The sequence below is a fragment of the Alistipes sp. UBA1686 genome, from assembly GCF_002320215.1.
Taxonomy (GTDB): domain Bacteria; phylum Bacteroidota; class Bacteroidia; order Bacteroidales; family Rikenellaceae; genus Alistipes; species Alistipes onderdonkii.
Genome location: NZ_DCKA01000016.1, coordinates 246,029 through 270,591, shown reverse-complemented (window position 1 = coordinate 270,591; position 24,563 = coordinate 246,029). Strand labels below are relative to the sequence as shown.

14 protein-coding genes and 1 pseudogene are annotated in these 24,563 nt (G+C 59.8%); all 15 read right to left on the bottom strand.

The annotated features are described in order from the left end of the window. Window positions 1-10 precede the first annotated feature (10 nt). Window positions 11-469 (bottom strand): phage tail protein, encoded by a 459-nt coding sequence (locus tag B3C38_RS07780; protein WP_117508515.1) that lies wholly within the window; start codon window positions 467-469, stop codon window positions 11-13. 56 nt (window positions 470-525) lie between these two features. Beyond that, complete coding sequence (locus tag B3C38_RS07775) at window positions 526-2,115, bottom strand: phage tail sheath family protein (protein ID WP_276791546.1); 1,590 nt, start codon at window positions 2,113-2,115, stop codon at window positions 526-528. 54 nt (window positions 2,116-2,169) lie between these two features. Further along, window positions 2,170-2,958, bottom strand: a complete 789-nt coding sequence (locus B3C38_RS07770; RefSeq protein WP_276791547.1) for a hypothetical protein — start codon at window positions 2,956-2,958, stop codon at window positions 2,170-2,172. A 12-nt stretch (window positions 2,959-2,970) separates the two neighbouring features. Continuing rightward, complete coding sequence (locus B3C38_RS07765) at window positions 2,971-3,498, bottom strand: DUF4255 domain-containing protein (RefSeq protein WP_117508518.1); 528 nt, start codon at window positions 3,496-3,498, stop codon at window positions 2,971-2,973. 259 nt (window positions 3,499-3,757) lie between these two features. Then, window positions 3,758-4,003: pseudogene (locus B3C38_RS12600) on the bottom strand (fimbrillin family protein); the annotation flags it as partial. A 730-nt stretch (window positions 4,004-4,733) separates the two neighbouring features. Next, complete coding sequence (locus tag B3C38_RS07760; protein WP_278809552.1) at window positions 4,734-8,177, bottom strand: glycoside hydrolase family 38 C-terminal domain-containing protein; 3,444 nt, start codon at window positions 8,175-8,177, stop codon at window positions 4,734-4,736. A 15-nt stretch (window positions 8,178-8,192) separates the two neighbouring features. Next, window positions 8,193-9,119 carry a LamG domain-containing protein gene (locus B3C38_RS07755; RefSeq protein WP_286726538.1) on the bottom strand — a complete coding sequence of 309 codons (927 nt, stop codon included), beginning with the start codon at window positions 9,117-9,119 and terminating at the stop codon, window positions 8,193-8,195. Window positions 9,120-9,141: 22 nt separating this feature from the next. Continuing rightward, complete coding sequence (locus B3C38_RS07750; RefSeq protein ID WP_032134298.1) at window positions 9,142-10,785, bottom strand: RagB/SusD family nutrient uptake outer membrane protein; 1,644 nt, start codon at window positions 10,783-10,785, stop codon at window positions 9,142-9,144. Window positions 10,786-10,807: 22 nt separating this feature from the next. Beyond that, window positions 10,808-13,783: a SusC/RagA family TonB-linked outer membrane protein gene (locus B3C38_RS07745; protein WP_286726535.1), complete on the bottom strand. Its 2,976-nt coding sequence runs from the start codon at window positions 13,781-13,783 to the stop codon at window positions 10,808-10,810. A gap of 705 nt (window positions 13,784-14,488) precedes the next feature. Continuing rightward, the gene (locus B3C38_RS07740) at window positions 14,489-17,251 is read right to left on the bottom strand and encodes a GH92 family glycosyl hydrolase (RefSeq protein ID WP_286726533.1); all 2,763 of its coding nucleotides are present in this window, start codon (window positions 17,249-17,251) and stop codon (window positions 14,489-14,491) included. 96 nt (window positions 17,252-17,347) lie between these two features. Further along, window positions 17,348-19,114 (bottom strand): class I mannose-6-phosphate isomerase, encoded by a 1,767-nt coding sequence (locus B3C38_RS07735; RefSeq protein WP_022333748.1) that lies wholly within the window; start codon window positions 19,112-19,114, stop codon window positions 17,348-17,350. A gap of 13 nt (window positions 19,115-19,127) precedes the next feature. After that, on the bottom strand, window positions 19,128-20,030 hold the full coding sequence (locus B3C38_RS07730; protein ID WP_032134303.1) for an ROK family protein: 903 nt from the start codon (window positions 20,028-20,030) through the stop codon (window positions 19,128-19,130). 19 nt (window positions 20,031-20,049) lie between these two features. Next, entirely contained in the window at window positions 20,050-22,398 is a 2,349-nt protein-coding gene (locus B3C38_RS07725) for a GH92 family glycosyl hydrolase (protein WP_022333749.1), read from the bottom strand. Window positions 22,399-22,486: 88 nt separating this feature from the next. After that, on the bottom strand, window positions 22,487-23,641 hold the full coding sequence (locus B3C38_RS07720; RefSeq protein WP_022333750.1) for an MFS transporter: 1,155 nt from the start codon (window positions 23,639-23,641) through the stop codon (window positions 22,487-22,489). A gap of 17 nt (window positions 23,642-23,658) precedes the next feature. Beyond that, window positions 23,659-24,390, bottom strand: coding sequence for a GntR family transcriptional regulator (locus tag B3C38_RS07715; protein ID WP_022333751.1), 732 nt, complete (start codon window positions 24,388-24,390; stop codon window positions 23,659-23,661). Window positions 24,391-24,563 lie beyond the last annotated feature (173 nt).

Here is a 24,563-nt window from a genome sequence, read left to right as displayed (position 1 = left end):
GTTTTCAAGGTTATGCCGGTGTCACTCCTTCATGTGCCAACACAATCGTTTCCATAGATACACCATTACCATCGGCCTTGAAGCCTTCCACGGTGTACTTTTTCGGCCATGCGTTGGTCAGTTTCCAGCTCTGTACCGGACTTCCTGCCTCGTCCAGCAGGGCAACGGTCACGGTTCCGCGTTTGATGATGTTCATCTTCACCTGGTTGATCCAGTCCCATAGTTTCTTGTCATCCTTGAACATTGCTTTCTTCAGGGTTACATCGCCGCTCTTGCGCAAGCCCGGCATCTTCACCTTGGTAAAGCCCGGCATGTCGCCCGAGCGGTATTCAATCACGTCGAACTCGATATCGAGTCCCGATACTTCCTTGCAGGAGATTTTTCCCACATCCGTTATATCCACGCTGAAATGAAATTCAGGTACGGGCCATGTCTGAGCGCTCTGTGCAGCTCCATTTTCGTCTGCCATAATCTTTTATGTTTTAATTGTTTGTTAATGAATTCAAGATCAATACATTATTGCCGTCAGCTCTTCTGCATCTGCTGCTGGAAGGTGATTTCGATGAATTCCGCCGGACGGGTGATGGCCACCAGCACGGTGATGCGCATGATGCCGTTCAGTATGTCGTCGCCGGTCATTGTGTCGCCCAGTCCCACATGAATCTCGTAGGCCTCCTCCGGGGTGGAGCCTGCCAGTCCGCCGCGTTTCCATATGCTGCGCAGGAAGCTGTCCATCATCGACTTCATGTTCATCCAGGTGGATGCCACATTCGGCTCGAACACGTATGCCTTGGCTGCGTTCTTCAAGGACACTTCAAGGAATATCATCGTGCGGCGTACGTTCACATAACGCCAGTCCTGGGAGTTGCCGTCCAATGTACGGGCACCCCATACCTTGATACCCTCGCCGGTGAAGGAGCGGATGGCGTTGACCGCCTTGCCGTTCATCGGCATGTTAAGGTCTTCCTGGAGGGCGTTGTCGATATTCTCGGTCGGACTGTTCACGTAGTTCACGGACACGTTTGCGGGGGCTTTCCATACACCGCGCGTGTTGTCCACCATCGTGTATAGTCCTGCCATGGCCGCCGAAGGAGGAAGCAGGTTCAGCCTTTCCCTTACTTTGTTCACGATGTACTGATAACCGGGAAGATTCTGCAACAGGGCGTTGTGCAGGTTGTTCTTCATGGCGGCAAGTTCATCCCAAGTATAATCAGCCGTTTCTGCCGGAGCTGTTTCCGCCCCCGTGTCGTCCAGTTGTGCGGGTCTTACGATTTTCTTGCCCTTAGCTATTTCTGCAAAAGAATCGGCGAAGAATTTCGGGAAGCCTGATTTCGGGTCAAAGAACGCCGACAGGTCGGGAGCGGCAGCGTTGTAATCCCATGTCAGCACCGTGCCGTCTATTTCCTTGTCGGAGAGCACGGAGGTATTCAGCCACGGGTAGTAGGCGGCACCGTATGAGAGGAAGTTTGCCCCGACATTCGTGCGGAATATCTCTATTTGTTCCGACATCACCTCGTTCTCTTTTGCTTTCGGCTGCACGTCAAGGATAGCAAAACGGTTCATCATCTCGCCGCAGTGTGCCAGCACCTGGGTCTGGATGTCCTTGCACTCATCCACCGACACGGCTTCGGGGACGAGCACCATCGTGATTTCCTGCTCCTTCTTCAAGGCGGTAAGTGCCGCGACGACTTTCTCCTTGTCAATCAGGCTCTTCTGGTCGTAAGTGCCTGCGGAAACGATATAGCAGGTACCGCCGCCGTTGGCGAAGAACATCACCATCTGGTAATAGAGCGAGAATGTCACTTCCGGAGCTTCCACCCGCAAGAGCTTGCTCTTGTCCGGAGAGGGGATGCCGTAGAATGTTTTCGATGCATCCTTTTCCGGATAGTCCACCACGGACAACCTGAACTCCGGAGCCGGTGCTCCGCCGAAATACTGTTGGAATTCCGTCATCGATGTAATTTTCCAGGGTTTGCCACTTAGCGTGTCCGCACCGTTCACGGCTTTTTCGGTGATGCCGATGAAAGCGGGGATGGCGGTCGGGGCTTCGACTACTGAGTTGGGAAAGGCGCTTTTCTCCACGATGTAAACACCGGGTGTCTTCATTGATGCCATGCGTTTTAGTGTTTTAATGGTTTAACAATCGGGTTATATGTAATGGATTACAATCTAAAAATAACATAACTGCCGGAGTAACTCCGGGGCTTTGCTCAGGAAAACGCCCGGCTTGGGCAGTGCCACATTGCGCAGCAACACCTGTCTGGGGCGGTTGTCTCCTTCGGTGACGGATGTCAGACGGAGCCGGAACCCGTACTGTTTCCGCAGGGGAATCCTTTCGAGGGAAACGGTACGCAGCACTTCCCTGCCATATTCGGCCGCCGCCTCGAACGGCCCGAATGTCAGTTTGCCGCCGCATTCCTCCAGCCGGAGTTTTTCCGGAGAGAATTTTTCGCCGCCACGGGAGACGAAAAGGTATTCCCACCGGTATTCGGGGACATGGAACTGCAGACAGGCGGTCTCCGGCGTTCCCGCCTTGGCAGAGGAGAATACCTCTTCTGTCAGGCGGAGCAGTACCGTGCAGAATCCCTTTCCTATCTGCCGATTGGCAGACTGCTCCACGATGGCGCCCGTCGCTTCCAGCGTTTCCTGCCCGACCGGAAGCTCCAGCCGATAGGCTGAGGACGGCTGGAAACCGTTCCACTGCGTATAGAGCACAAATGCAGGGTCGGCCATCACCAGTTCCAATGCCAACACATCGGAAAGGGTGTCAACGCCCGCACCTGCATCATCATACAGTATCGTCCATTCGTTCGTTCCGGTTTGGCGGAACAACAGACCGCGACGATGACACAATGCCTGTCCCGAAGGGGATATTCGGCACTGCATGGCACGGCAGATGTTCCCATCGAAATATTCGTGCTCTATGCGGATGTTGTATAACGGACGATAGGTTCCCATATATGTCTTGTTTTACGTCTTTACACTTGTTTCTCCAGCCATGCTTCCGCTGGAGATAATCTCGGAGGAGTCGATGGCCAGCCCGCGCAGCTTGCAGATTACCGACGGATAGTACTGCCCGCCCATGGTCGTCCAGATATTGTGGAGATCCATGGTGGACATCGGCACGATTTCCATCGTATAGACGTATCCGTCTACCTGGAACTTCGGCGTAGAGCGGATGAACGCCAGTGTCTCCGAGAGGACGGAGAGGGACTCCCCATAGCGTTTGCCGTCATAGACTGCCGCCAGCATGACGTGCATGTTCATCATCAGCGGTGCTCCCTTGCCGACGAATCCGCTGCCGCTGCGCTGCATATACGTCATGTCGCCCGAAGTCTCCTTTTCGAGGTTGACCAGCGAAATGACCACCTTGTTGGGGCATTCCTCTCCGGCAGAACCGATAAGCCCCACGGTGGCGAGTCCTTCGGGCTGGCGGTGCAGGCGGGAGAGGTATTCCTCCAGACGCTCGGCGTAATATGTCAGGATACGTTTTATCATTTTCTTACTTTTTATATTTATGATCGGACTCTTTCCAAAGCCCGCTTTTTGTTATGTCATCTCGACTATTCAATGTTCTGAGCACGGCTTTACACCGAATAGATAAATCAAATCAGAAACTTAACACACACCTCACCTTTAAATGGCATGCCATTAGAGGCATAGTACGGAAATTCAGATTTATTGGTGCTCGCATCCTTATCCGCCGGTGTGCCGTCCGGACGTACAGAAGTCGCTTTTAGCAGCATCTTTTGCCATTTTATTGTGCAATAAACGTTACGCAGCCCGAACCGGAAGCTGCTCCAGCAGTGCTCCGGCAGATGCTCGTCCTTGTGGTAACGGAAAGCGTGCTGCCTTCGATGGTTATATTATAGGTGTATTCTGTACCGCCCCGCCATGTTATTTCCGATTTCGGTTTATAATAGAATGGTGAATATTCTGCTATTCCTGTTTTGATTAGAGAACTGCCGTTGCTTATTTTCTGTGGAACAGCCAATGCCTGATAGGTGGCAAGTGCTTTTTCTTTTTGCTTGTCTTTTTAAAGCGGGGCTGCTCGACTTCAGATATGTGGTGTCATCAGCAATTATGTCGAAAAAATCCAATAGTCTGCCTGTGGCGGGGCATGAACGGCCTGTGGGGTGGAACAGAAAGTGATCCCCTGAGTTTAATGCCCGATTGTCGGTTTGGGTTCCTATTTTCATATCTTTTGCACTTTTTTTGTTGATATCCTTTAAAGTGCGCGAAACCGGACTGCCGTAATTATGATTCAGCCGAGGGTCAATCGGAACGACATAATACAAACAAGTCAGGAATCGCGCATTTATTGCTACGCGTTCCCGACTGTTTATCTGTCGTTTAATTATTTGACCCTTTCTGAATCGACAAACAGTTGCAACCAATCGTCAATACATATCATCGGTTGCATATTTTTTCTACACAAATTTAGCAATTTTTTATTCGTATACAAATAATTCAGGTACTTTTAACACCCTATGCAATGGATATTGTTTTTATAGCTCCGATCGCTGTATTTGTGAACCTGAAAATCGTACATCGAAAACCACATTGATTTTTAGGCGGGTGATAGACAGTGGCATTGCCGTTGCCGGGACGTGAGCCGCCGGATACCTGCCTGTAAAAGCCTTGGATACAGGACAGGCTGCACCGGAATCGGGTGCAGCCTGTCTTTGCGGAGGGCGGTTCGGGTGAAATTCCCCGCCGTAGTCTTTTCCCGCCTATTTCAGGATGACGAACCTGTTTTCATAGGGTTTCAGCGCCAGCGAAGTGACGCTTCGGCCGTCCAGCGGACGCCCTGTCGCATCGGCCGCCGTAAAGGGCAGTTCGCGTCCCGAGGCGTCGAGCAGGGTAAGGGTGCCTGCCTGCCCGTCGGTTTCCCGCAGGTTGATCAGGATGCCCTCTCCGCTGGCCGCGGGGGTGCATGACGTGATCAGCACATGGCTGCATCCGCTGCGCAGGAATGAGCGGTCGCGGGCGTTGCCGTTGGCCGCAGTGGCGGCCGGCATTACGCGGGTGCAGAGCGGGATGCGTGCACTCCAGCCGAACTGCGATGCGGCCGTGTTGGAGGTGTCCCGGGTTGAGCTGATGACGAATCCGCACTTGAATTCCCCTTCCTGCGAAGCGCGGAAATTCGTTGTCCAGTAATTGTTCATCAGCCACGGGAAGACATGCGGCTTTTCATAGGTGCGGGGCTGGCGATAAGGGTCGTCGAGCAGTTTCCCGAGCAGGTAGAGCGGCACCTCGCTGCCGCTTACGAGAATCTGGGCGTCGTCGTTGCGTGCCGCGACGAAATTCTGCACGGTGTTCCACGAGGCGCTCGTGCCGGGGATCTGGTCTTCGCCGGAACGGACTACGCCGCCCGGTACGTCGAACGTGAGTTTCGCATTTTCCAGCAGCCACGGCATGGCGACGTAGATCGCCGAAGGATCGGTTTCGGGGTTGCGGATGAAATCGTAGCCGAGCTCCACGCGTTTCACGTCGTTATACAGGCGTACTTCGACCTGCACGCCGAATTTTTCGTCGCATCCCTCGGCTTTGCCCGTGAAGCGGACGCTCTGGTAAATATCGCCCGACGTAACGCCCGGGCAGTGTACGTCGGAGAGCGAAGAGCGCCGGTAATTGTCGAATACTTTGCGTTCCATCTGGTGGCGGTCGCCGTTGAGCGATTCATAGATGAAAGCCCCCAGCTTCCATTCCGAGTCCGGGTCGACCATCTCCCGTCCCAGCTCCTTGTCGTAGAGCGAGGCGATCGTCCCCGAAGCCGGGTCGAAGACGATCCGGTAGAAATCGTTTTCGAGGCTGTTGTCCCGGAGTTCCGTGCGGCGGGGTTCGGCGGCCTTGCCGTCGCCGAGTACGATTTCGAAGGTCTTGTAGCCCATGGCGGGGATTCCTTCCGCCCAGATGGCGTAATAGCGTCCTTCGCGGCGCGAGCGGATGGGCTGTACGCGCAGGGCTTTCCCGGCAGCATCGACGATCCGGAACTCGCGGTCTGCCGGGATCAGTTCGAAGTCTATGTAGACTGTCGTCAGTTCCGAGCGTTCCCAGCCGAGCGGGTTGAAGAACGTGAGCGTCGGGTGCGTCGAGCGGTAGAGGGCGCCTTGTAGGCGGCCTATGGCATCTTCATAGAGCAGTTGGGTGCTTTTGAGTGCCTCCCATACGTAGGAGCCCTTTTCGGCCCACTGTACCTGAGAATTCTCGCATCCGGGGTTCCAGATGCTTTCCGCGGCCCCGAAGGTGTGCTCGTCGTAGAAGAGCAGGTTTTCGTGGATGCGGCGCAGTTCTTCGTGTGTCCCGCCGCTCTGGCCTGTCCCCTCCATTTGGGCCATCGAGAGCATCGCTTCGATGGCGACCAGGTCGGATTGCGTTTTGCGTGAGGCCGCCGTCTCGCGTGCCGCCGACCCGAACCCGTCCGTCCACCAGTCGGGGTAGGCGGCCCGGTATACGGGCAGCTTGTCGCCGTACTGGGAGTCGATGCGCCCGAGGAATTCGTGTGCCGTGGCGCTGCGTAGCTTCGGCCATGCGTAGCGTTCGTTCCATGCGCGGATCAGGTCGCACTCGCGCATCGACGGGGGCGAGTTGTCGGTCAGGTATCCCGAGTATTGCACGGCGATGACCGGGAACGGGTAACCCGTGCGTTTGAGGTTGCGGATGTACCCGAATACGCCGTCTTCCAGGCGGGCCATGTCGCCCGTGTGGATGCCCCACGAGTTCCCGGTATGGTAGTGGTCGCTGCGGAACATCAGTAGCCCCTTGCCCGACGGGGATTCCCAGCGGTAGAGTGTCGGGCGGTCGAACGGGATGAGGGCGCGGTGGTTGTTCGATCCGATCGAAAAATATTTCACGCCCAGGTCGGGCAGATAGTCCGCCAGGCACCATGCGATGCCGTTCACGTCGTTCTGCATGGCCGTTTCGACCGGCAGCCCCAATTCGCGGAACCGGGCCACGGGCTCGAGGAACGTCTTGTAATTGTTCTCGCCCGACAGCTCGGACATGTTGAAGAACATGGCCGTCACCTCGATCTGCCCTGCCATGACGTACCTGATGAATTTGTCCACCTGTGCCTTGGGACGTATGCGCAACCACTCGCGTACGGGCCACGAGGCTTCGCATGTCCAGCGGAACTTCGCGTCGTCCGGGTAGTCGGCCGTCAGGTCGCAGTATTCCACGGCATAGTCGATGTAGCGCAGGTGCTCGGTGAGGATTTCGGTCTGCGGTTTGGTATAGCCGATGTCCGTGTGCGTGTGCTGCACCAGGTAGACGGTGTATTTGTCCGCCGGGGCGATTTCCACCGCTGCCGACAGGGCTTTCCCGCGGTTGGGATGCACTTCGAAATCCACCGTGCGGCCTTCGTACCCTTCGGGAATGTTGACCTCGACGGTGTTTATCCCGCGAGACAGTCCGACCGTCCCGCCCGGTTTGCCGTCGTAGTTCCATCCGGCACGCTGGGGCTTGCCCCAGTTGACGAGGGTCAGCGTCACCGGGTGCAGCAGCTCCCCTTCGGTGCGGCCGTAAATCAGCCCCGGCTGCGCGTGGCTTCCGATGAGCGCGATGCCGTCGCCGGGGCGTGTGCATTTCACGCTGCGGTCGGCTTCGAGGACGATGGCGTCCCAGACGAGCCAGCTGCCGCCGGCGTTGCGGATCGTGAGGAGGTTTTCCCCGGCGCCGAATGTCCCGGCCGGCAATAGGGCCTCGATCGCAAGGCCGCGTGCCGAGGTGCGTTTGGTATCCGGGTAGTTGATGTCGTCCCCGGCAGGCGCCTGCACCGAGGTGCGGAACCCGCCTGCGGAGATTTCGATCGTCGGGGGTGACGAGGCCTGCGATTCGACCAGGTAGAGTGTCAGCCGCATCTCCGCCCGGGAGGCTTGCGCATCGGCTCCGAAGCGGATCAGCAGCGATCCGTTGCCGTTGCCGGCCCAGCCGTCCTGGGGCCCGGGCAGGATGTAGGGGATTTCTCCCGGTGTGCTGCGCCCTACGTCGTACGCGGCCGCCGCGCCGGGGAACCGGCCCAGAAGGTCGGAATACGCGCCGTCGTACAGCGCGAACTCGGCGGCCGAGCCGTCCTTGCGGCCGATTTCCCATACGGGCCGGTAGGGGGTTGCCGACAGGCTGCCCCATAGCAGGGCCGCCAGTACGGCGAGGATGGAATGTTTGTGTCTTTTCATATCGGAATTTTTGGGTTATTCGGGGTCAGTCCACTTTATGTCGGTCATTTTTGCCACATGCCTTCCGGTCTTGTCGGTGATCTCCGAGCCGACGTTGAGCGTCAGCGGCCAGTAGGCTTTCAGCCCTTCCTCAGTCCCGGAGAAGTCGCATGCCACATCGGCTGCGGCCTCGGCCTCGGTGCGGACGTCCGCCCAGATCGAAACGTGCTGGATGTTGCCGCGCATGTAGCGGTTCGAGTAGGAGGGGGCGGTGCCCAGCTGCAGGTTGCAGGTCGGCTCCACGATGGCCTTGCCGCACGCGAAGCTCTTTACCAGCCGTCCGTCCAGATAGAAGTGCATCTTGTCGTTGGCCTTGTACGTGGCTGTGAGGTGGTACCACTTGTTCAGCTCGATCGTGCAGCAGGTGCCGCCCTTCCAGCTCCCGTCGTTGACGTAGAACTGCAGGTTCGCGCCGTTGTTGCGGATCATGATGGCACCCTTGCCCTGTTCGCACGAGATGACGTTCTGGTCGCCCGCCGCGAATTCGTCGAAACGTATTTTCATCTCCCACGTCAGCTCTTCCGTGAGATCCCAGTCGCCTGCGGGCCCGAGGTTCATCTTCGACCCGGCGTTGAAATAGGGGATTCCGGCCTTGACGATGTTCTCCCGGAAGGCTTTTATCGCTTCTTCGAGTTGTTTGCAGGCGTTCCGGTAGCCTTCGTCCCGCGAGGTGTTGTGCATGATGTAATAGGCCTGGTCGATGCGGGCCTGCAATGCCTTCTTCGATCCGGGGGCCGTGTCGCCCTCTTCGATCCCTTCCGTCGACTCTTCGACGAGCGATTCCGCCTGGCGGATCAATGCCATGAGCGTCTGATGTGCTTCGGAATAGTCGTCGTCGCTGCATGCGCCCAATACCAGTGCCGCGCAGAGCAGGGTTGCGATCTTTTTCAGTATGGTTTTCATGGTCGTTTACTGCATTAGGTGTTTAATATCCTTCGTTTTGTCCCAGGGTTCTCCAGTCGGGCATGCCGTCGAACTGCGTCTGCGGGATGGGGCGTACGACGTGGTACTCCTTGATGTTGTCCTTTGCATCGGGGTTGTAGATCCTCACCTGGTCGATGAGCCTGCCGAAGCGTTTCAGGTCGAGCCGCCGCTGCCACTCGCCGAAGAGCTCGCGGGCGCGTTCCTCGAGGATGAAATCGAGTGTCATGTCCTCCTCGGTGACCTTCATGGCCTCTTCGTATTCGGGCTTTTCGTGGTTGACGGCGCGTTTGCGCAGCTGGGTTATGTCCTCGGCGGCACCCTTCAGGTCGCGGTTCTCCGTGCTCCGGATACGCGCCTCGGCACGGATCAGGTAAAGTTCGCCCAGCCGGATCACAGGGTAGCTGCGATCCGACAGCTCCGACATGTTGCCCGGCCGGGTGTGGTCGTAGAACTTGGTCATGCCGATGAACGTCCAGCGATCCTGCGGGATGCCGTCGGCGTCGAACATGTCGTTGCGGTCGAATACCGTGAAGGTCTTTTCCATGCGCTTGTGTTCCTCGACGGGCAGTACGTCGGGACAGAGGTAGAGCGCCGTGTCGATGTATTCGCGCCACTGGTTGAGCGGGAAGGCCGAACGGTCGTCGGCCGGGTCGTTGTAATACCATACCCATTGGTGCAGGTCGCTCCAGCGTTTGTCGGCGTCGCGGTCGAACAGATCCATGAAGTAGGTCGAGGGGATCGCCTGGCAGCCGCCGTAGCCCGTCCATTTGAGCATGGTCTGCACGCCCGGGAAACGGTCGATATACATGGCATACCATGACCAGTAGCCGTTGGCCTGGCGGAAGGCGTCGTCCTCGGTGAATTCCGTCGTCCAGATGAATTCGTTGTTGGTCTTGTCGTCGGCCCACAGGTCTTTGAGCGAGGGGCAGAGCTCCAGCCCGTAGTGGCCGATCACCTGCGATGCCATGTCTGCGGCCTCGTCCCACTGTTCGTTGTAAAGGTACATGCGTGCGAGCAGCGCCTTGGCTGCGGGCATGTCGATGCGCCCCGATTCCGTGGTGCGCGTGTCGGGGAAGAGCCCGATGGCCGTCTCGAGTGCGCCGATGATCTCTTCGTAGAACTTCGCGCGGGGCGAACGGCGGGCTTCGGTGCCCTCGGTCTCGTCGGTTGTCATCGGCAGGTAGCTGTCGCCCCACGTCTCGGTGACGATCCACAGGAACAGGGCCCGCATGACATACATCTCCGCTTTGAACTGGCTCTTTTCGTCTTCGTCGGCAAAGGGCGTCTGGTCGATCGTTTCGAAGAACAGGTTGATGTTGAACAGCGCCTTGTAGCAGTGGTTCCACAGCCATGCCACATTGCCGTTGGTGGCGTCGAGCCCGTAGTAGTCGCACAGGCCCACATCGCCCTGGTTCTTGCCGCGCAGGTAGATGTCCGTCCCCAGCTCGGTCATCAGCGGCCACTGTCCGTCGCCGCCGTAGAGGTTGTTGATCTTGGTGTAGCTCTGGTATACCAGCGCCTTGATGCCGTTTTCCTCCTTGAATATCTCGGTCGTCGACCCGTAGGTTTCTTCTTCGAGGAAGCTCTGGCATCCGGTCAGCCCTATCGTAAGTGCCGCCGCAAACAGGATGAATATCTTTTTCATGGTCTGGTTTTCGGATTTTAAGTTAGAACTGGACATTCGCGCCGAAGATATAGAACGACTCCCACCACGAGATGCCGCCCGTGTTCTGGAACTGGCTGTAACGCCACGGGGTGTTCATGGTCACATAGAAGCGCGTCTTCTTCACCACGCGCCCCATCCATGCCCGGGGCAGGGTGTAGCCGAGCGTGATGTTGCGGATGTTTACGTAGCTGTTCTTGTAGTAGCCCGTGGCGTCGAGGTATTTGATCGACTGTCCTTCGACCGGGCGTGGATGTCGGTTGGAAGGTTTTTCGGGTGTCCAGTAGTCGATCTTGTAGGTGTTCCAGCGTCCGAGCTGGTTCGCCCATTCGCTCGTGCTGCGGCCGTCGTGGGCCAGCGAGCCGAACTCGCCGTATACGTCGACCGAGAAGTCGATGTTCTTCCACTCCGCATTGATCTGCAGGCCGCCGACCCAGTCGGGGCGTGTCGTGCCGAGGATCGTGCGGTCGTTGCCGTCGATCTTGCCGTTGCCGTCCAGGTCGGCGACCTTGACCTCGCCGGGTTTCTGTCCGTAGATCGCAGCCAGGTCGGCTTCGTTTTCCTGCCAGATGCCTACCTGTTTGTAATTATAGTGTACGCCGTTGACCGGATAGCCTACGAACAGGCCGTTGTTGATGTCTTCCTTCATCTTGGGATCCTGCAGGCGTACCAGCTCCTCCTTGTTGCGGTAATACGAGAGGTTCACCCCCAGGTGGAAGTCCTTCGTTTCCACGGGGACGGTCGAGAGGCTTACCTCCCAGCCGCGGTTGCGGGTGTCGCCGATGTTCGTCCACGCCCGGTTGAAGCCCGAAGTATAGGGCAGCACCTTGAGGTAGAGCAGGTCGTAGCTCTTCGAATCGTAATAGTCGATCGTGCCGTGGATACGTCCCTTGAGGAACCCGAAGTCGAGGCCGATGTCGAGCATTTTGTTGCGCTCCCACTCCAGGTCGGGCGTCGGGCGGGTTTCGGGCTCCAGCCCCGGGCGGTGCAGCTCACCGCCGTTGAAATTGGCGTATTTGCCGTGCAGCGTACCTGCCGTGGCATAGGCCGCGATCGAGTAGTTGCCCGTCATGCCGTACGAGGCGCGCAGCTTGAGGTTCGAAATCCACTCCACGTCCTTGAGGAAGGGCTCTTCCGAAATGCGCCACGCGATGGCCCCCGAAGGGAAGAATGCCCATTTATGCCCCGGCGAGAGCTGCGACGCACCGTCCTCGCGGAACGACGCGGTGACGATGTACCGGTCGTCGTAGGAGTATTGCACGCGCCCGACGACCGAAACCATCTGGCTGCGGACGAAGCCCGAGGACAGGCTTTTCGAATCGGTCAGGCGTCCCATGTTGTACCACAGGTAGGCGGGCGATTCCTGGTCTTTGCCCGACATGGATGCGTTGACCGTCTGGCGGTTCTGCATTTCATAGACGGCCGTCAGGTCGATATTGTGCCTGCCGAACTGGCGTTTGTAGCTGAGCACGTTGTTCCAGACCCAGTCGGCCTTGCGGTTGTTGTGCATGAAGGCCACGTTGCGCTCGTCGGTATACGATACCGAGCGGTTGTCGTAGTAATAGCCGCGCGACGAGAAGGCGGGGCTGTATGCGAAGTTGGTATTGAACGTGAGCCCCTTCGCCAGGTCGATCTGGGCGAAGAAGCGCAGGAAGAGTTTCCACTCCTCGGTCTTGTCCTTATATACGTCGTCGCTCTCGTTCATGTAGGGGTTCTTCACGAACGGGTCGCCGAAGGGGTAGACGTTGTAGCTGCCGTCCTCGTTGCGGGTCTGCGTGAGCGGGGACATGTGCAGGAACTGGTTGAACATGTCCGGCTTGTCGTTCTTGACGATGTAGTATGCGCGGCTCGAAAGTCCTACCTTGAGGAACGGCAGCACCTTGTGCGAGAGGTCTGCGGTCAGGTAAAAGTGGTCGTGCCCCGCGTTTTTGTAGCGGCTGTCTTCGTTCTTGTAGTTGAATGCGATTTTGTAGGCGCTTTTGTCCGTTGCCGCCGAAATGGTCAGCGAGTGGCTTGTCCACAGGCGTTTCTTGTTGAAATACTTTCCCATCCAGTCATTGTCGACCTTGCCCATGTTGGCCAGTTCGATCCCGAAAAACGCCTTTGCGTCGTCGGCTTCGCTGTGCCAGGTGCCTGCCGCGCGGCTCGCCTCGCGCTGGAATGCGATGTATTCGTCGGCGTCCATTACGTCGAGCGAACCCCGGTTGTTGACGCCTGCACCCACGAACCCGTCGTAGGTTACCGTCGTCTTGCCCTGTCTGGCCTGTTTGGTCGTAATCAGGATAACGCCGTTGGCGCCGCGGGCGCCGTAGATGGCCGTCGAGGACGCGTCTTTCAGCACGTCGATCGACTCGATGTCCCCGGGGTTGATCGAGGACAGCGTTTCGTCGTAGGGAATGCCGTCGAGGACGATCAGCGGGTCGTTGCTGGCATTGCGCGAGCGGGTGCCGCGTATGCGGATCGAACCCCCGTCCATTCGGATCCCGGCGATGCCGGTCAACGCCGTGGTGATGTTGTAGGCCGGAATACGCTCGATACGGTCTGCCGAGATCGAGCTGACGGAACCTGTGATGTCCTTGCGTTTCATCGTGGTATAGCCCGTCACGACGACATCCTCCAGTCCGATCATGTCCTCCGACAGGACTACGTCCACCGAAGTGCGCCCGGCTCCCACCTTGACGGTCTGCGGCAGCATGCCGAGGAACGATATTTCCAGCAAGTCTCCGTCTTCCACCCCCTCGAGTGCGTAGTGTCCCGCGTTGTCGGTCAGCGTGCCGCGTGACGATCCTTTTATTACGACAGAAGCGCCCGCAACGGCTGCCCCGTGCGTGTCCTCGACGATGCCCGATACCGTACGCCGGATTTCCCCCCCCCCTGTATTTTGGGGGTTGACAGTTGCTGTTGCGGAACTTTCCGCGGCCGCATTTGCCGCCGCCGGCAACATCAGGGCCGACAGCACCAGGACAAAACCGCCTCTCATAATGCCCGATAGCCTGTGCCGGGGTCGCCGGCCGGCATGGATGATTGGATAGAAATGTTGCATGGTTCAGTAGTTTAGGTTAGTGTGGTTTGGGTTGGTTGATTAATAGTTGAACATTTTTAATAATGTATGAACATTAACGCCTACTGCAAATTTATACATAGATTTTTAAAATACAACTTTTTTCAGCTCTTTTTTTATGATAATTTGTGAACATCCGCTGTATTTCCCTTATTCGGAGGATTTCCGGTATCTCTGTGGATAGTACCTGTTTGCCTGCATGATTTTTGCCGGAGCCGAGTCTGCACGGTTCCGAAGCGATCTCCGATTCCCTGTGCCGGGGACTGCCGCCGTGCCGGTGTGTGCATCTGCGGCCGTTGTGGGCTGTTTGTATGTACATGAAATCTTCTCGATGCGCGATGCTGCCGCCTGCCCGACGGATTGCTGCCCGCCCGCTTTCTGCCGTGTGCTGCCTGCCCGGCAGGTTACCGCCGCCTGCTTTCTGCCGCCTGTCCGGCAGGTTGACGCCACTTGCCGGTTTGCGTGGCGTGCGGCGTTGTCTGGCATTTCTGGCGTTGCGGTACCCGCATTGTTCCCGGCTCCTTCCGTTGCTCCCGGCCCCTCCCTCCCCGGGCAGGGACGCCCCGAAAAAGTAACGGCGCATCCGGACAACGGATGCGCCGCCGATAGGGAATATGCCTGCCGCTATTCGGGGAGTTTCCCGGTTCCCCAGCGGGTGTTGGGCTCGGGCCCCAGCCATAGCTCGAGCAGGCCGCCGCGTGCGAATTCTTCGTGCGGGAACCAGAAGTTGTTGAGCACCCGGCCGTTGAGGCGTGCGCGTTGGATATAACAGTTCTTGTCCGAATTGCCGTAGGTGCGGATGACGAACCGGTCGGAACGGTCGGCCGGGTAATAACGCTTGTCGAGACGGATCGACACCTCGTCGAAGACCGGCGAGGTGATCTCGTATACGGGGCGGGCAGCGGCCGTGCCCCGCGTACTGAACAACCCGATCGACATCAGTGCGCTCACGCCGCCCATTTGTCCCTGGTCTTCGTCGTGCCCGCCATACCCCCGGTCGGGTGTGGTGCCCCCGTAAGCCTGTTCGTTCACCCGGCGAACCCAGTATTGCGTGAGCCAGGGTTTCCCGCCCCAGCTGAATACGTGTGCGTTGGAGCATCCCGGCTGGTTGGCGTAGCTGACGTAACCTTGTCCGTAGCCGAACACGAAATCCTGCGGCGCAGCCTGCTCGAATGCATAATTGAGCTTCCCGCAGAATTTGTCATAACCGCCCATGAGCGTTGCGAGGGTCGGTAGTTCGTGCGAAACGCCCCAGGTGGCCTGCCATGCATTGGCCTCGATCCAGCCGGTGCCCCTGAGCGGATCGTCGTGCAGCCATTGGCCCTGTTCGTCCTTGGGGAAGAGCAACTGCTGGTCGGGGCGGTATAGCTTGCGCCATCCGTGGGATCGGTTGCCGAAGTAGGCGGCTTCATCCTCCAGCCCCAGACGCACGGCCATTTGTGCGAGCGCCCAATCCTGGAAGTTCGACTCGATCGTCATCCCGGCGTTTTTCGGCTGGTAGCCGTGTTCGAGGTAAAATTCCCCGATTCCCTGCATGCCGCCCGGCATATGGTTGCGTTGCATCGTCCGGAAAGCGTGCATCGGGTCGCATTTGCGCATCAGCCCTTTGTTATAGGCCGAGACGATGAGTGGCGTGGCCGGACATCCGGACATGATGTAGGTATACCCTCCGGCGCAGGGCCCCCGGGGAATCAGCCCGCCGTTGTCGGCATAGCGGATGAGCGAGGCCGACATTTCGTCGGGCATTTCGGGCCATCCCAGCCCCCACAGGACGTTGAGGTTCCACTGCGTGAGCCAGAAGGCGTCGGAATTATACATGTGATGCACGACGCGGCCTGCCGCATCGCGCGGGAGCGTGCGGGTCTTGACCCGGATGTCGCGCGTGAACGAACCTGCGCGCTGGCCGTCCGTCAGGTCGGGGTATTCGCCGTTCACGTCGTCGATCTTGTGGCGGCCCAGCAGGACATGCCACAGGTCGGTGTAGAATTTTGTCCGTTGTTGCTGCGTGCCGCCTTTTACCTCGATGCGTCCCAGCCATTCGTTCCATTCGTCCTGTGCCGCGCGGCGCACGGCGTCGAAGTCCCAGGTCGTGGCGTCATGCGTGAGGTTCTCCCGTGCATTTTCCGTACTGACGTACGATACGACCGTGCGGACATGGATGCGATCGCCCGTACGGACGCCGTAATGTGCCGCGACGCCCGATGTGGGGGAGTCCAGGTAACTCAGCGCTTCGCGCGGGTGGCGCCTGGTGATTTCGGAGGAGCCTTCGAGCGAGTCGATCCCGGAATAACGGCGTGTGCCTGCCCATCCGTCGAGCCGGTCGAACGGCCGGTCGAAACGGACGACGAAGTAAACCCTGACGTTCTCGGGGCCGCCCCAGTGGCGGCCGTAGGTGTCGAAGCTGCCCTCGATTTCGTGCTCCCCGACCCGCCGCACGCGGGCGTTGCACATGGTCGTCGACGCCAGGTAACCGCCCAGGTTCAGGAGTATGCCGGCTTCGGCGTCGCGGGTGAAGGTCAGGCGGTAGAACCCCGTGCGGTCGGTGGCCGTCTGCTCGACCCAGATGCCGTAATCCTCCAGGAAGAGGCGGTGGTAACCCGGCTGGGCGATTTCGCCCTCGTGCCGGAAGTGCGATTTCCAGTGCCCTTCGCCGAGGGTGGGATCGACGTTGCCGGTCGTCGGCATGAGCGTAAGCCCGGCCAGCACCCAGTTGTGTATCTGCGGGAAGCCGAGCACCTCGGTCGAATTGTAGTTGTAGCCCCCGCCGTACTGGTTGCGGTTGCGGGTCAGCGGTGCGGCGCCGATCATGCCGAACGGCTGGTTGCCCGTGATGAAGAAGAAATAGCGCCCCTTGGTCGTTTCGATGAACGGGTTGACCTGCGAGACGAAGTCGCCTCCGGCCCCGGCGGGCGGGAATGCCTCGATCTCGGAGAGCCCGACATGGGAACCCACGGCGTCGTTGACCTCGAATTTCACCCATCTGACCCGTTTGGGCGCGAATTCCACGACCTTGGGCTCCCCGTTGTCCGGGATCCCGACTACTCCGATACGTGTACCGTCGCTGAAAAAGAGGTCGCCGCCTGCCGTATGCGCATCGCCCGTCGGCCGGTCGTAGAGGACGATGCGCGAGAGGGTGACCTCCTCGTCCCAGTCGAGCCGGATCCAAGGGTAGGGTAATTGCTGCCAGTAGGGCATCTGCGCTGCCGATACCCATTCGCCCGCATTGTCGAGGCGGATGTAGCCGTCGTTGACTTTCGAGGCATCGCCGTCGGCATTGAGCGACGACGATGCCGTGGCGCGGGCTTTCGGGGCGATATTGTAGGTGCCGCCGAGTGCCGGGAACGAGATTCCCGCCACGCAAAACAGGGTTAACAGCTCTTTTTTCATCGCGATGTGCTTACGTTAAGGTTCGTATTGCATGAATATACGAATAATATCGTCTCGCCGGTTCCTTTTCCGGCCCGCAGCCCGGGAATATACCCGTTATTTCATAAAAGCCTTCACGACCATGATCTCGCGCCCCGAGGTGTTGACGATCCGGTAGGAGCCTGCCGCCGCCGAAATTACCAGCGTTTCGGCATAGCTCAGGCGGAAGCGGCTGCCGCCCGCGGTTTCGACCTCGGCGCTTTCGCCTTCGACCAGGTTCAGGACATGGCATTTTCCCTGCGTTGCGACCTCCACCGAGGTGTTGAGCTTGTAACGGTGCACGTCGTAGGAGTGGTTGCGGTGCGTGGGCAGGTGCCACAGTTCCCAGTCCGCTCCCTTGTCGAGCAGCGCGGGGTGCGACACCAGTTCCCGTTTTACGGCCTCGCCCTTGCGGTCGAAACAGAGGTTCTCCATTGCGCGGCGGATGTTCAGCGGGCGCGGTTTCCCGTCGAGGTCGAGCGCCAGCCAGTCGTACATCTTGAATGTGAAGATGTAAGGCGTGGTGCTGATCTCCAGCACGAGGTTGTTGCGTCCCGAGCTGTGGAGCGTGCCCGGCGGTATGAGGAACAGGTCGTGCCGCGCCGACTGTTCGGCGTTGATGTAGCGCGGCACGTCGAGTTCCGTGCCTTTTTCGAAGCTTTCGGTCAGCGCCCGTTCGAACTTCGCAGGGTCGATATCCTCTTTGAACCCGAGGTATACGACCGACCCGGGTGCCGTGTCGAGGATATAGTAGGTCTCCTCCTGAGTCAGTACCTCGCCGAAATTCTTGCGGATATATTCCCGCTGCGGGTGGCACTGGATCGAAAGGTTGCCGCCGTCGAAGTTGTCGAGGTAGTCCATGCGGATCGGGAATTCGTCGCCGTATGCGTCGTAGCACGCGCTGCCGACGACCTGTTCGCCGCCCTGGAACATCACCATGTCGAACGACACTTCGAGCATCTTGCCGCCGCTGCCGAAGATCAGCCCGTTTTCCGGTACGATCAGCTCGAACGACCATGCGTAGTTGGGCACGTCGTGGGGCAGTGCGCCGATGTGTTCGCGGATCCATTGGCCTCCCCACGCCCCGGGTTCGAACCACGGCCGGACGCGGAATCCGTTTGCGGCGAGGTGCTCCAGGCCGCGGCGCAGGTCGGCGCCCTCGGCCCAGGTGATCTCCCCTTCGCGCTGCCCGTCGACGATGATGCCGATGCGGGGCAGCAGCTCCTTCTTGTGGCGGTTCAGTACGACCCAGTCGACGAAATAGAACCGCTTGTACATCTTTTTCGGGGGCTCGGGCTGCGTGGCCCCCAGGTTGGCGATGCTGCCCGCACGCGAGCGGAACTGGATCTCGTTTTTCGGGATGTCGATATAGACCAACTCGCCCTGCCAGCCGGCCAGCGCGGCGCCCGTTCCGATGAGTATGTTCATCTCCGCCTCGGGGTCGGGTGCGATCGCCCGCAGTTTTTCCCCGTCGAAGAACTCCTCCAGCCGCAGCGGGGTGCGGAAGCCGAAGATCGGGTCGTCGCCGCCCAGATAGGGGGCGACCAGGCGTTCGATCTCCTCCTGCGGCCGCAGGGCCGCGTCGACGCTCCACCACACGGGGCGGATGCCCAGCTGCGTGAGCGCACGGTTCAGCTCCTGCCGGAAGAGGTCGAAGCGTACGCCGACATAGCCGTCGACGACAACCTGCTTCTGTCCGGCCAGCCGCCGTGCCAGCGACGTGTAGTCGCAGAAAATCTTATCCGGCCCGAGGTCATGTGTCGGGTAGATGTCGTATTGGTTTTTTCCGGTTTCCGGTTTGCATACCGGAAGTGGGTTCTGTGTTGTTTTCCTTAAAAGAGACATGACTATTGTTTGGTTATATGAATAACGATGCTGCGCCGATCAGGGCGGCATGGTCGGGCCGGGCCGGGAGCCCTATCCTGATCCGGTGGCCGTCGGCTTCGAGCCGGCGTTCCATGGCGGGCCCGAACAGCGGGTAGGCCCGCGAGATATTCCCGCCGAGCACCAGCATGTCGGCGCGGAAGCGTTCCGCCACGGGGGCTGCGAATGCCGCCAGCCGCTCCCCGTATTCGTCGAATAGGCGCCGTGCCGCGGGGTCTTCCGCATGGCGTTCGGCAGCTTCGCGTGCGCCGCTTATCTCCTGCCCGGTCAGCTCCCGGTAGCGGCCGCATACCCAGCGGGTCGAGAAGGCTTCGTCGACGATGCCCCCTTCGAACGGCAGGCAGTATACCCAGCCGTTGGCGGGCACCTCGTCGCCCGAGGTCACCAGCCTGCGGCCGGCCACGAAGCCCGACCCGACGCCCGTGCCGAGCGTCAGCGCCACTACGCGTTCGGCGCCATCCGCGACCCCGCCGAGGCATTCGCCCAGCGCGAAGGCCGCCGCGTCGTTGACGTAGCGGAACTCCTCCGTGCCGCACTCCCGCAGCAGCGGGTAGAGCGTCGCCGCGACGTCGAGCCCGTAGATGCGCTCGAACTTCCGCACGCCCCGGATCAGCGAAATGCCCCGCTCGTAGTCGAACGGCCCGGGGAAGGCGAAGCCTGCGCACCGGATGCGTCCGATGCCCGATGCCGCGGCCGTGCGCCGGATGTTCGCGGCCCAGGCCCCGGCGATCGTGCGGGCCCCGGCCGCCGCGTCGACTTTGTCCGTGTGCGGTTCCCCGCACAGTTGCCCCGTGGCGAGGTCTACCACCGCCGAGCAGACATGGCTGCCGCCGATGTCCACGCCCAGGGCGTAGCGATTATGTGCCGATTGTGCCATGACGGTATATTTTTCGTAGTTATTTGTTCAGCCGGGTGTTGGGCTCCGCGGCGAGGTTCACCCGCAGCGTGCCGCCGCCGACCACTTCGGCGAAGGGAAGCTGTACGCTCTGCAAGGGTTTGCCGTCCAGTTCCAGCGAACCGATATAGTAATTCTCCGGCGTGTTGCCCGTCGTTTCGATCACGAACTCCTTGCCCGTGTAGTAATCGGGGTTGAGGCGGATCGTCACCTTGTCGAACAACGGGCTGCCGATCTGGAACGTCGGGTCGGGGGCGGTAAGCCCCTTCGCGTCGAAGAGCCCCATCGAGGCCATGACGTACCATGCCCCCAGCTGTCCCTGGTCTTCGTCCTGCCCGTAGCCGTAGCCGTGGATCTCCTCCGTGCCGTAGAATTCGTTGCAGATCGTGCGCATCCATTTCTGCGAGAGCCACGGTTTGCCCGAGAAGTTGAACAGCGCCGAGATGTGGAGGTTCGGTTGGTTGCCGTGGTTGTAATAGGCATGGACTCCCGCAAAGGCATTGATCGTCTTGCCGCCGCCGAAGACGCTCTCGCGTGAGATGAGGAACGTGCTGTCGAGGCGGTTGTTGAACTCCTCGCGGCCGACCATCTCGACCAGCCGGTCGATGTCGTGGGGCACGTAGTAGGTGTACTGCACGGCATTGCCCTCCTGGAATCCGGCCCATGCCGCATGGGGGTCGAAGTCGGCGATGAATTCACCGCTGCGATCCCGTGGCCGGATGTACTTGGTTTCGGGGTCGAAAAGCAGCTCCCACCCGCCCGAAAGCTTTTCGAGCTGCTCGTAATCGGCCTCATGGCCCAACTGGCGGGCCATCTGTGCGACGGCATAGGCGCTGAACGAGTATTCGAGCGTATGCGATGCCGCGAATCCCGAGCCGTCGGGCGTGGTCTGCATGCCCAGTTCGGGCAGGTAGGGCGAATAGCCCTGACTGACGAATTTTCCCACGTCCAGTTTGCCCGCGCCGGCCGGGCGGCCTTCGCTGCCCAGCTCGTTCTTGCGGGCGGCCTGGTAGCCCAGCGCCACGTCGAAGTTGCGGATGCCGCAGTTGTAGGCCGCGGCAATGGCGAGCCCCGTGAAGTTGGTGCCTACGCCCGAGACGTACTTGCTGCATGCGATGCCGTCGCCGAGCCATCCGGCGTCCTTGTAGACCAGCAGCTGGCTCGCCACCCAGTCGGCATAGTATTCGGGATAGGCGATGCTCCACAGCTGCGTGAGGTTCCAGTAGGCGCCCCAGATCGCATCGGTATTGTAATAGTCGTGCACCGGCCTGCCCGCACCGTCGAGGGCAATTTGTCCGACCGTGCCGTCGTTGGCCGGATAGGCCCCGTTCACGTCGTTGGCCAGGCCGCGTCCCAGCAGGGCGTGGAACAGCCCCGTGTAGAACTTCACGCGGTCATCGTGCAGGCCACCCTCGACGCGAAGCCGGCCCAGCGCCTCTTCCCACGTGTCGTTCGCCTCGCGGCGCACTCGGTCGAAATCTTTCCTGGCGGCCTCCTTTTCGAGGTTCAGCCGCGCGTTCTCCACCGACGTGTACGACAGGCCGATCTTCAGCCCCACCTGCTGACGCTCGCGGGTGTCGAAACGCAGGTAGAGCCCTGCTCCGGCGCCTGTGCGGCTGCGCTCCCCCGCGAAGGTTTGCTCGCCGCTGAACGCGCCCCAGGCCGCAGGCTCGGCGTCGAGTACGGCGCTGAAATACATTGTCACCGTGGCGCCTTTCTGGTAAATGTCGACATAGGCGGGCTCGGTCACCACCCAGCCCTCGATACGTCCGTCGTCGGTGTAGGTCACCGACGCGTCGCGCACCGGGCCGCTTTCGCCCATGCGCGTCCCGATGTTGAAGATCAGGTTCGCCTCCTCCGTTGCCGGGAAGGTATAGCGGTGGAACCCGACCCGTTCGGTGGCCGTCAGTTCGGCCTTGACGCCGTAATCCTTCAGCAGCACGGAGTAGTAGCCGGGGCGCGCCACCTCGTCCTTCTTGTCGAAGCGCGAACGGTAGCCCGCGTCGGGGTTGTCGAGCGGCCCGGGTACGGTCTGAAGTTCGCCGACCGTCGGAGCCACCACCACGCCGCCGACCTGGAACTCGTGGAGGTTGGCGAAGCCCTCGATCGAGGTGTGGCGTGAGTCGTAGCCCACGGCTTCCCAGCCGTTGGGATTCCCCAGGTGGCCGTCGGTCGTCGGAGCCAGTTTGGCCATGCCGAACGGTACGGCCGCCGGGGTGAAGAAGAACCACCGCGAATGTGCGGTGCCGATGCGCGGGTCGACGTAGTCCGTCAGCGGCTCCTGGGCCGTACATGCCGACAGACAGGCCGTCGCGGAGAAGAGGATCAGTTTGTGCAGGTGTTTTTTCATCGTTGATGTTTGCCGGCGGCCGTTGCGGCCGCCTTTGGGTTATATGGTTTTCTGTTTAATGTATATACATGAGGTGCGTGGCGTCCGTCTATTTCGCGGCGAACCTGCGCAGGGCAAGGGCGCAGCCTGCCAGGTAGAGCATGCAGGCCGAAATGACCAGCAGCGAACCGGTCTGGCTGCCCAGGAGGTCGGTCGTGAAGCCCATCAGGGGCGGGATGACGGCGCCGCCGCAGACCCCCGTGATCATCAGCCCCGAAATCTCGTTGGCTTTTTCCGGATGGCATTTCAGCGCCGTCGAGTAGATCACCGAGAAGATGCTCGAGCAGGCGAAGCCGATCGCTCCGATGAGCGCCAGCATTCCCACGGTGCCCTGCACGAAGTAGAGGACGGCCATGGCGGCGATGGCCGCGAAGATGTGGATGCGGAAATAACGCACGTCGTTCATGCGCACCAGCAGGATCGAACCGATCAGCGCACCGACCGTGCGGCAGACGAAGTAAACGCTCGACCCGAGTCCGGCCTGCTCGACGGGGTAACCGCCGCGTTCGATCAGCAGCTTGGGCGCCACGGTATTCATCCCCACGTCGACGCCGACGACAAAGACGATCCCGAGGAAGAGGAGGAGCACCGTGCGGTCTTTCAGCAGGGCGAACGTTGCACCGACGGGCGAGGCCTGCGGCGCTTCGGCCTCTTCGCGGATGGGGGTGCACATGAGCCATGCGGCCGAGAGCAGCGTGATGAGCGCGAAGATCGGGAAGAGGTATTGCCAGTTGCCCAGCGTGCCGGCGGCGAATGCGGCGATGAAGGGGCCGCAGAACGACGAGACCGCCTTGACGACCTGGCCTGCGGTCAGCGAACTGGTCAGCGCGTCCCCCTTGACCACGTTGGTGAGCAGCGGGTTGAGCGACACTTGGAGGATCGTATTGCCGATGCCCAGCAGCACGAATGCCGTCATGCACGTGGCAAGGTTGTAGTGTACGAACGGGATCAGCATACCGATGGCCGTGATGCCGTTGCTGATCTGTACCATGTTCTTGCGGCCGAGGCGGTTCATGGCGAGGGCCGCCGGAATCGAAAGCAGCAGGAACCAGATGAAAACCATCGAGGGGATGAATCCGGCGAGGGTCTCGCTGAGCCCGAAATCTTGCTGGACATAGCTGGTCGAGATACCGACCACGTCGCAGAAGCCCATGACGAAGAAACCGAACAGGACGGGCAGTAATTTGTGGAGTGACTTGTTCATTTGGGTTGTGGTGTTTGTCAGCCGTTGATGAATTCGATCGAGTAGGTGAAGCTGTCGGCGCGGTAATAGCCGATGTTATATTCCACCGGGGTGTCGTTTACGTCGAGCACGAAGCGTTTGCGGACGAGGATCGGCTCCCCTTCGTTGATGTCGAGCTTTTCGGCCAGCTCCGCGTTTGCGCTGCGGGCATATACCATCTCGCGCGAGGTCTTGACGACGATGCCGTAATTCTTCCGGAGGTTTTCGTAGAGCGGGAGCGCCATGTCCTCTTCTCCGGTCATCGGGATCGCGGGGTTGAAATAGGAGATGAAATAGACGAACGGTAGGTTCGGGCGTCCGCGCAGGCGCTCCAGGCACAGCAGCCTGGCTCCTTCCGGGGCGTTGAGAAACTCGGAAGCCTCGGCCGGCGGCGTCTTGCGGCTGATGTGTAGTTCGAAATTCTGCACGACCATGCCCTGGGCATGCATCTCCTGCGAAAAGCTCATCCAGTTGCGGGCGTTGCTCATCACGTTCTGGGGCGCCACGGTCGTCCCGTATCCTTTCTTGCGGATGAGCAGCCCTTCGAACACCAGCCGGTTGATGGCCTGCCGCAGGGTGTTGCGCGAGATGTTCAGTTCTTTGGATAGCTCCACCTCGTTGGGAAGCAGTTTGCCTTTGCGGTACTCTTCCTGCTGGATCATCTGTCGCAGCAGATCCTCGGCCTGCTGGTGCAGCGGTTTCGAAGAGTTCGGGTCGAGTTGTAATTTCATGTCGTTCGGGCTTTTGTGTTATCCCCGGATTATAGCCGTGCCGGGATCGGCGTATAGCATGGCGCGTAGGGCGGTTTGCTGCGGGCATCGGCGCAGGCCTTTCCCGGGGGGCTTTCCCCTGAGTCATTCCTGAGGGGAATCTTTACCCTGTTCGACCCGCTATGTTCACTTTT

What these genes read in the sequence shown, in the direction of transcription:
- B3C38_RS07780 (WP_117508515.1), bottom strand. Translation starts at nt 469, where the DNA reads ATGGCAGACGAAAATGGAGCTGCACAGAGCGCTCAGACATGGCCCGTA.
- B3C38_RS07775 (WP_276791546.1), bottom strand. Translation starts at nt 2,115, where the DNA reads ATGGCATCAATGAAGACACCCGGTGTTTACATCGTGGAGAAAAGCGCC.
- B3C38_RS07770 (WP_276791547.1), bottom strand. Translation starts at nt 2,958, where the DNA reads ATGGGAACCTATCGTCCGTTATACAACATCCGCATAGAGCACGAATAT.
- B3C38_RS07765 (WP_117508518.1), bottom strand. Translation starts at nt 3,498, where the DNA reads ATGATAAAACGTATCCTGACATATTACGCCGAGCGTCTGGAGGAATAC.
- B3C38_RS07760 (WP_278809552.1), bottom strand. Translation starts at nt 8,177, where the DNA reads ATGAAAAGACACAAACATTCCATCCTCGCCGTACTGGCGGCCCTGCTA.
- B3C38_RS07755 (WP_286726538.1), bottom strand. Translation starts at nt 9,119, where the DNA reads ATGAAAACCATACTGAAAAAGATCGCAACCCTGCTCTGCGCGGCACTG.
- B3C38_RS07750 (WP_032134298.1), bottom strand. Translation starts at nt 10,785, where the DNA reads ATGAAAAAGATATTCATCCTGTTTGCGGCGGCACTTACGATAGGGCTG.
- B3C38_RS07745 (WP_286726535.1), bottom strand. Translation starts at nt 13,783, where the DNA reads ATGAGAGGCGGTTTTGTCCTGGTGCTGTCGGCCCTGATGTTGCCGGCG.
- B3C38_RS07740 (WP_286726533.1), bottom strand. Translation starts at nt 17,251, where the DNA reads ATGAAAAAAGAGCTGTTAACCCTGTTTTGCGTGGCGGGAATCTCGTTC.
- B3C38_RS07735 (WP_022333748.1), bottom strand. Translation starts at nt 19,114, where the DNA reads ATGTCTCTTTTAAGGAAAACAACACAGAACCCACTTCCGGTATGCAAA.
- B3C38_RS07730 (WP_032134303.1), bottom strand. Translation starts at nt 20,030, where the DNA reads ATGGCACAATCGGCACATAATCGCTACGCCCTGGGCGTGGACATCGGC.
- B3C38_RS07725 (WP_022333749.1), bottom strand. Translation starts at nt 22,398, where the DNA reads ATGAAAAAACACCTGCACAAACTGATCCTCTTCTCCGCGACGGCCTGT.
- B3C38_RS07720 (WP_022333750.1), bottom strand. Translation starts at nt 23,641, where the DNA reads ATGAACAAGTCACTCCACAAATTACTGCCCGTCCTGTTCGGTTTCTTC.
- B3C38_RS07715 (WP_022333751.1), bottom strand. Translation starts at nt 24,390, where the DNA reads ATGAAATTACAACTCGACCCGAACTCTTCGAAACCGCTGCACCAGCAG.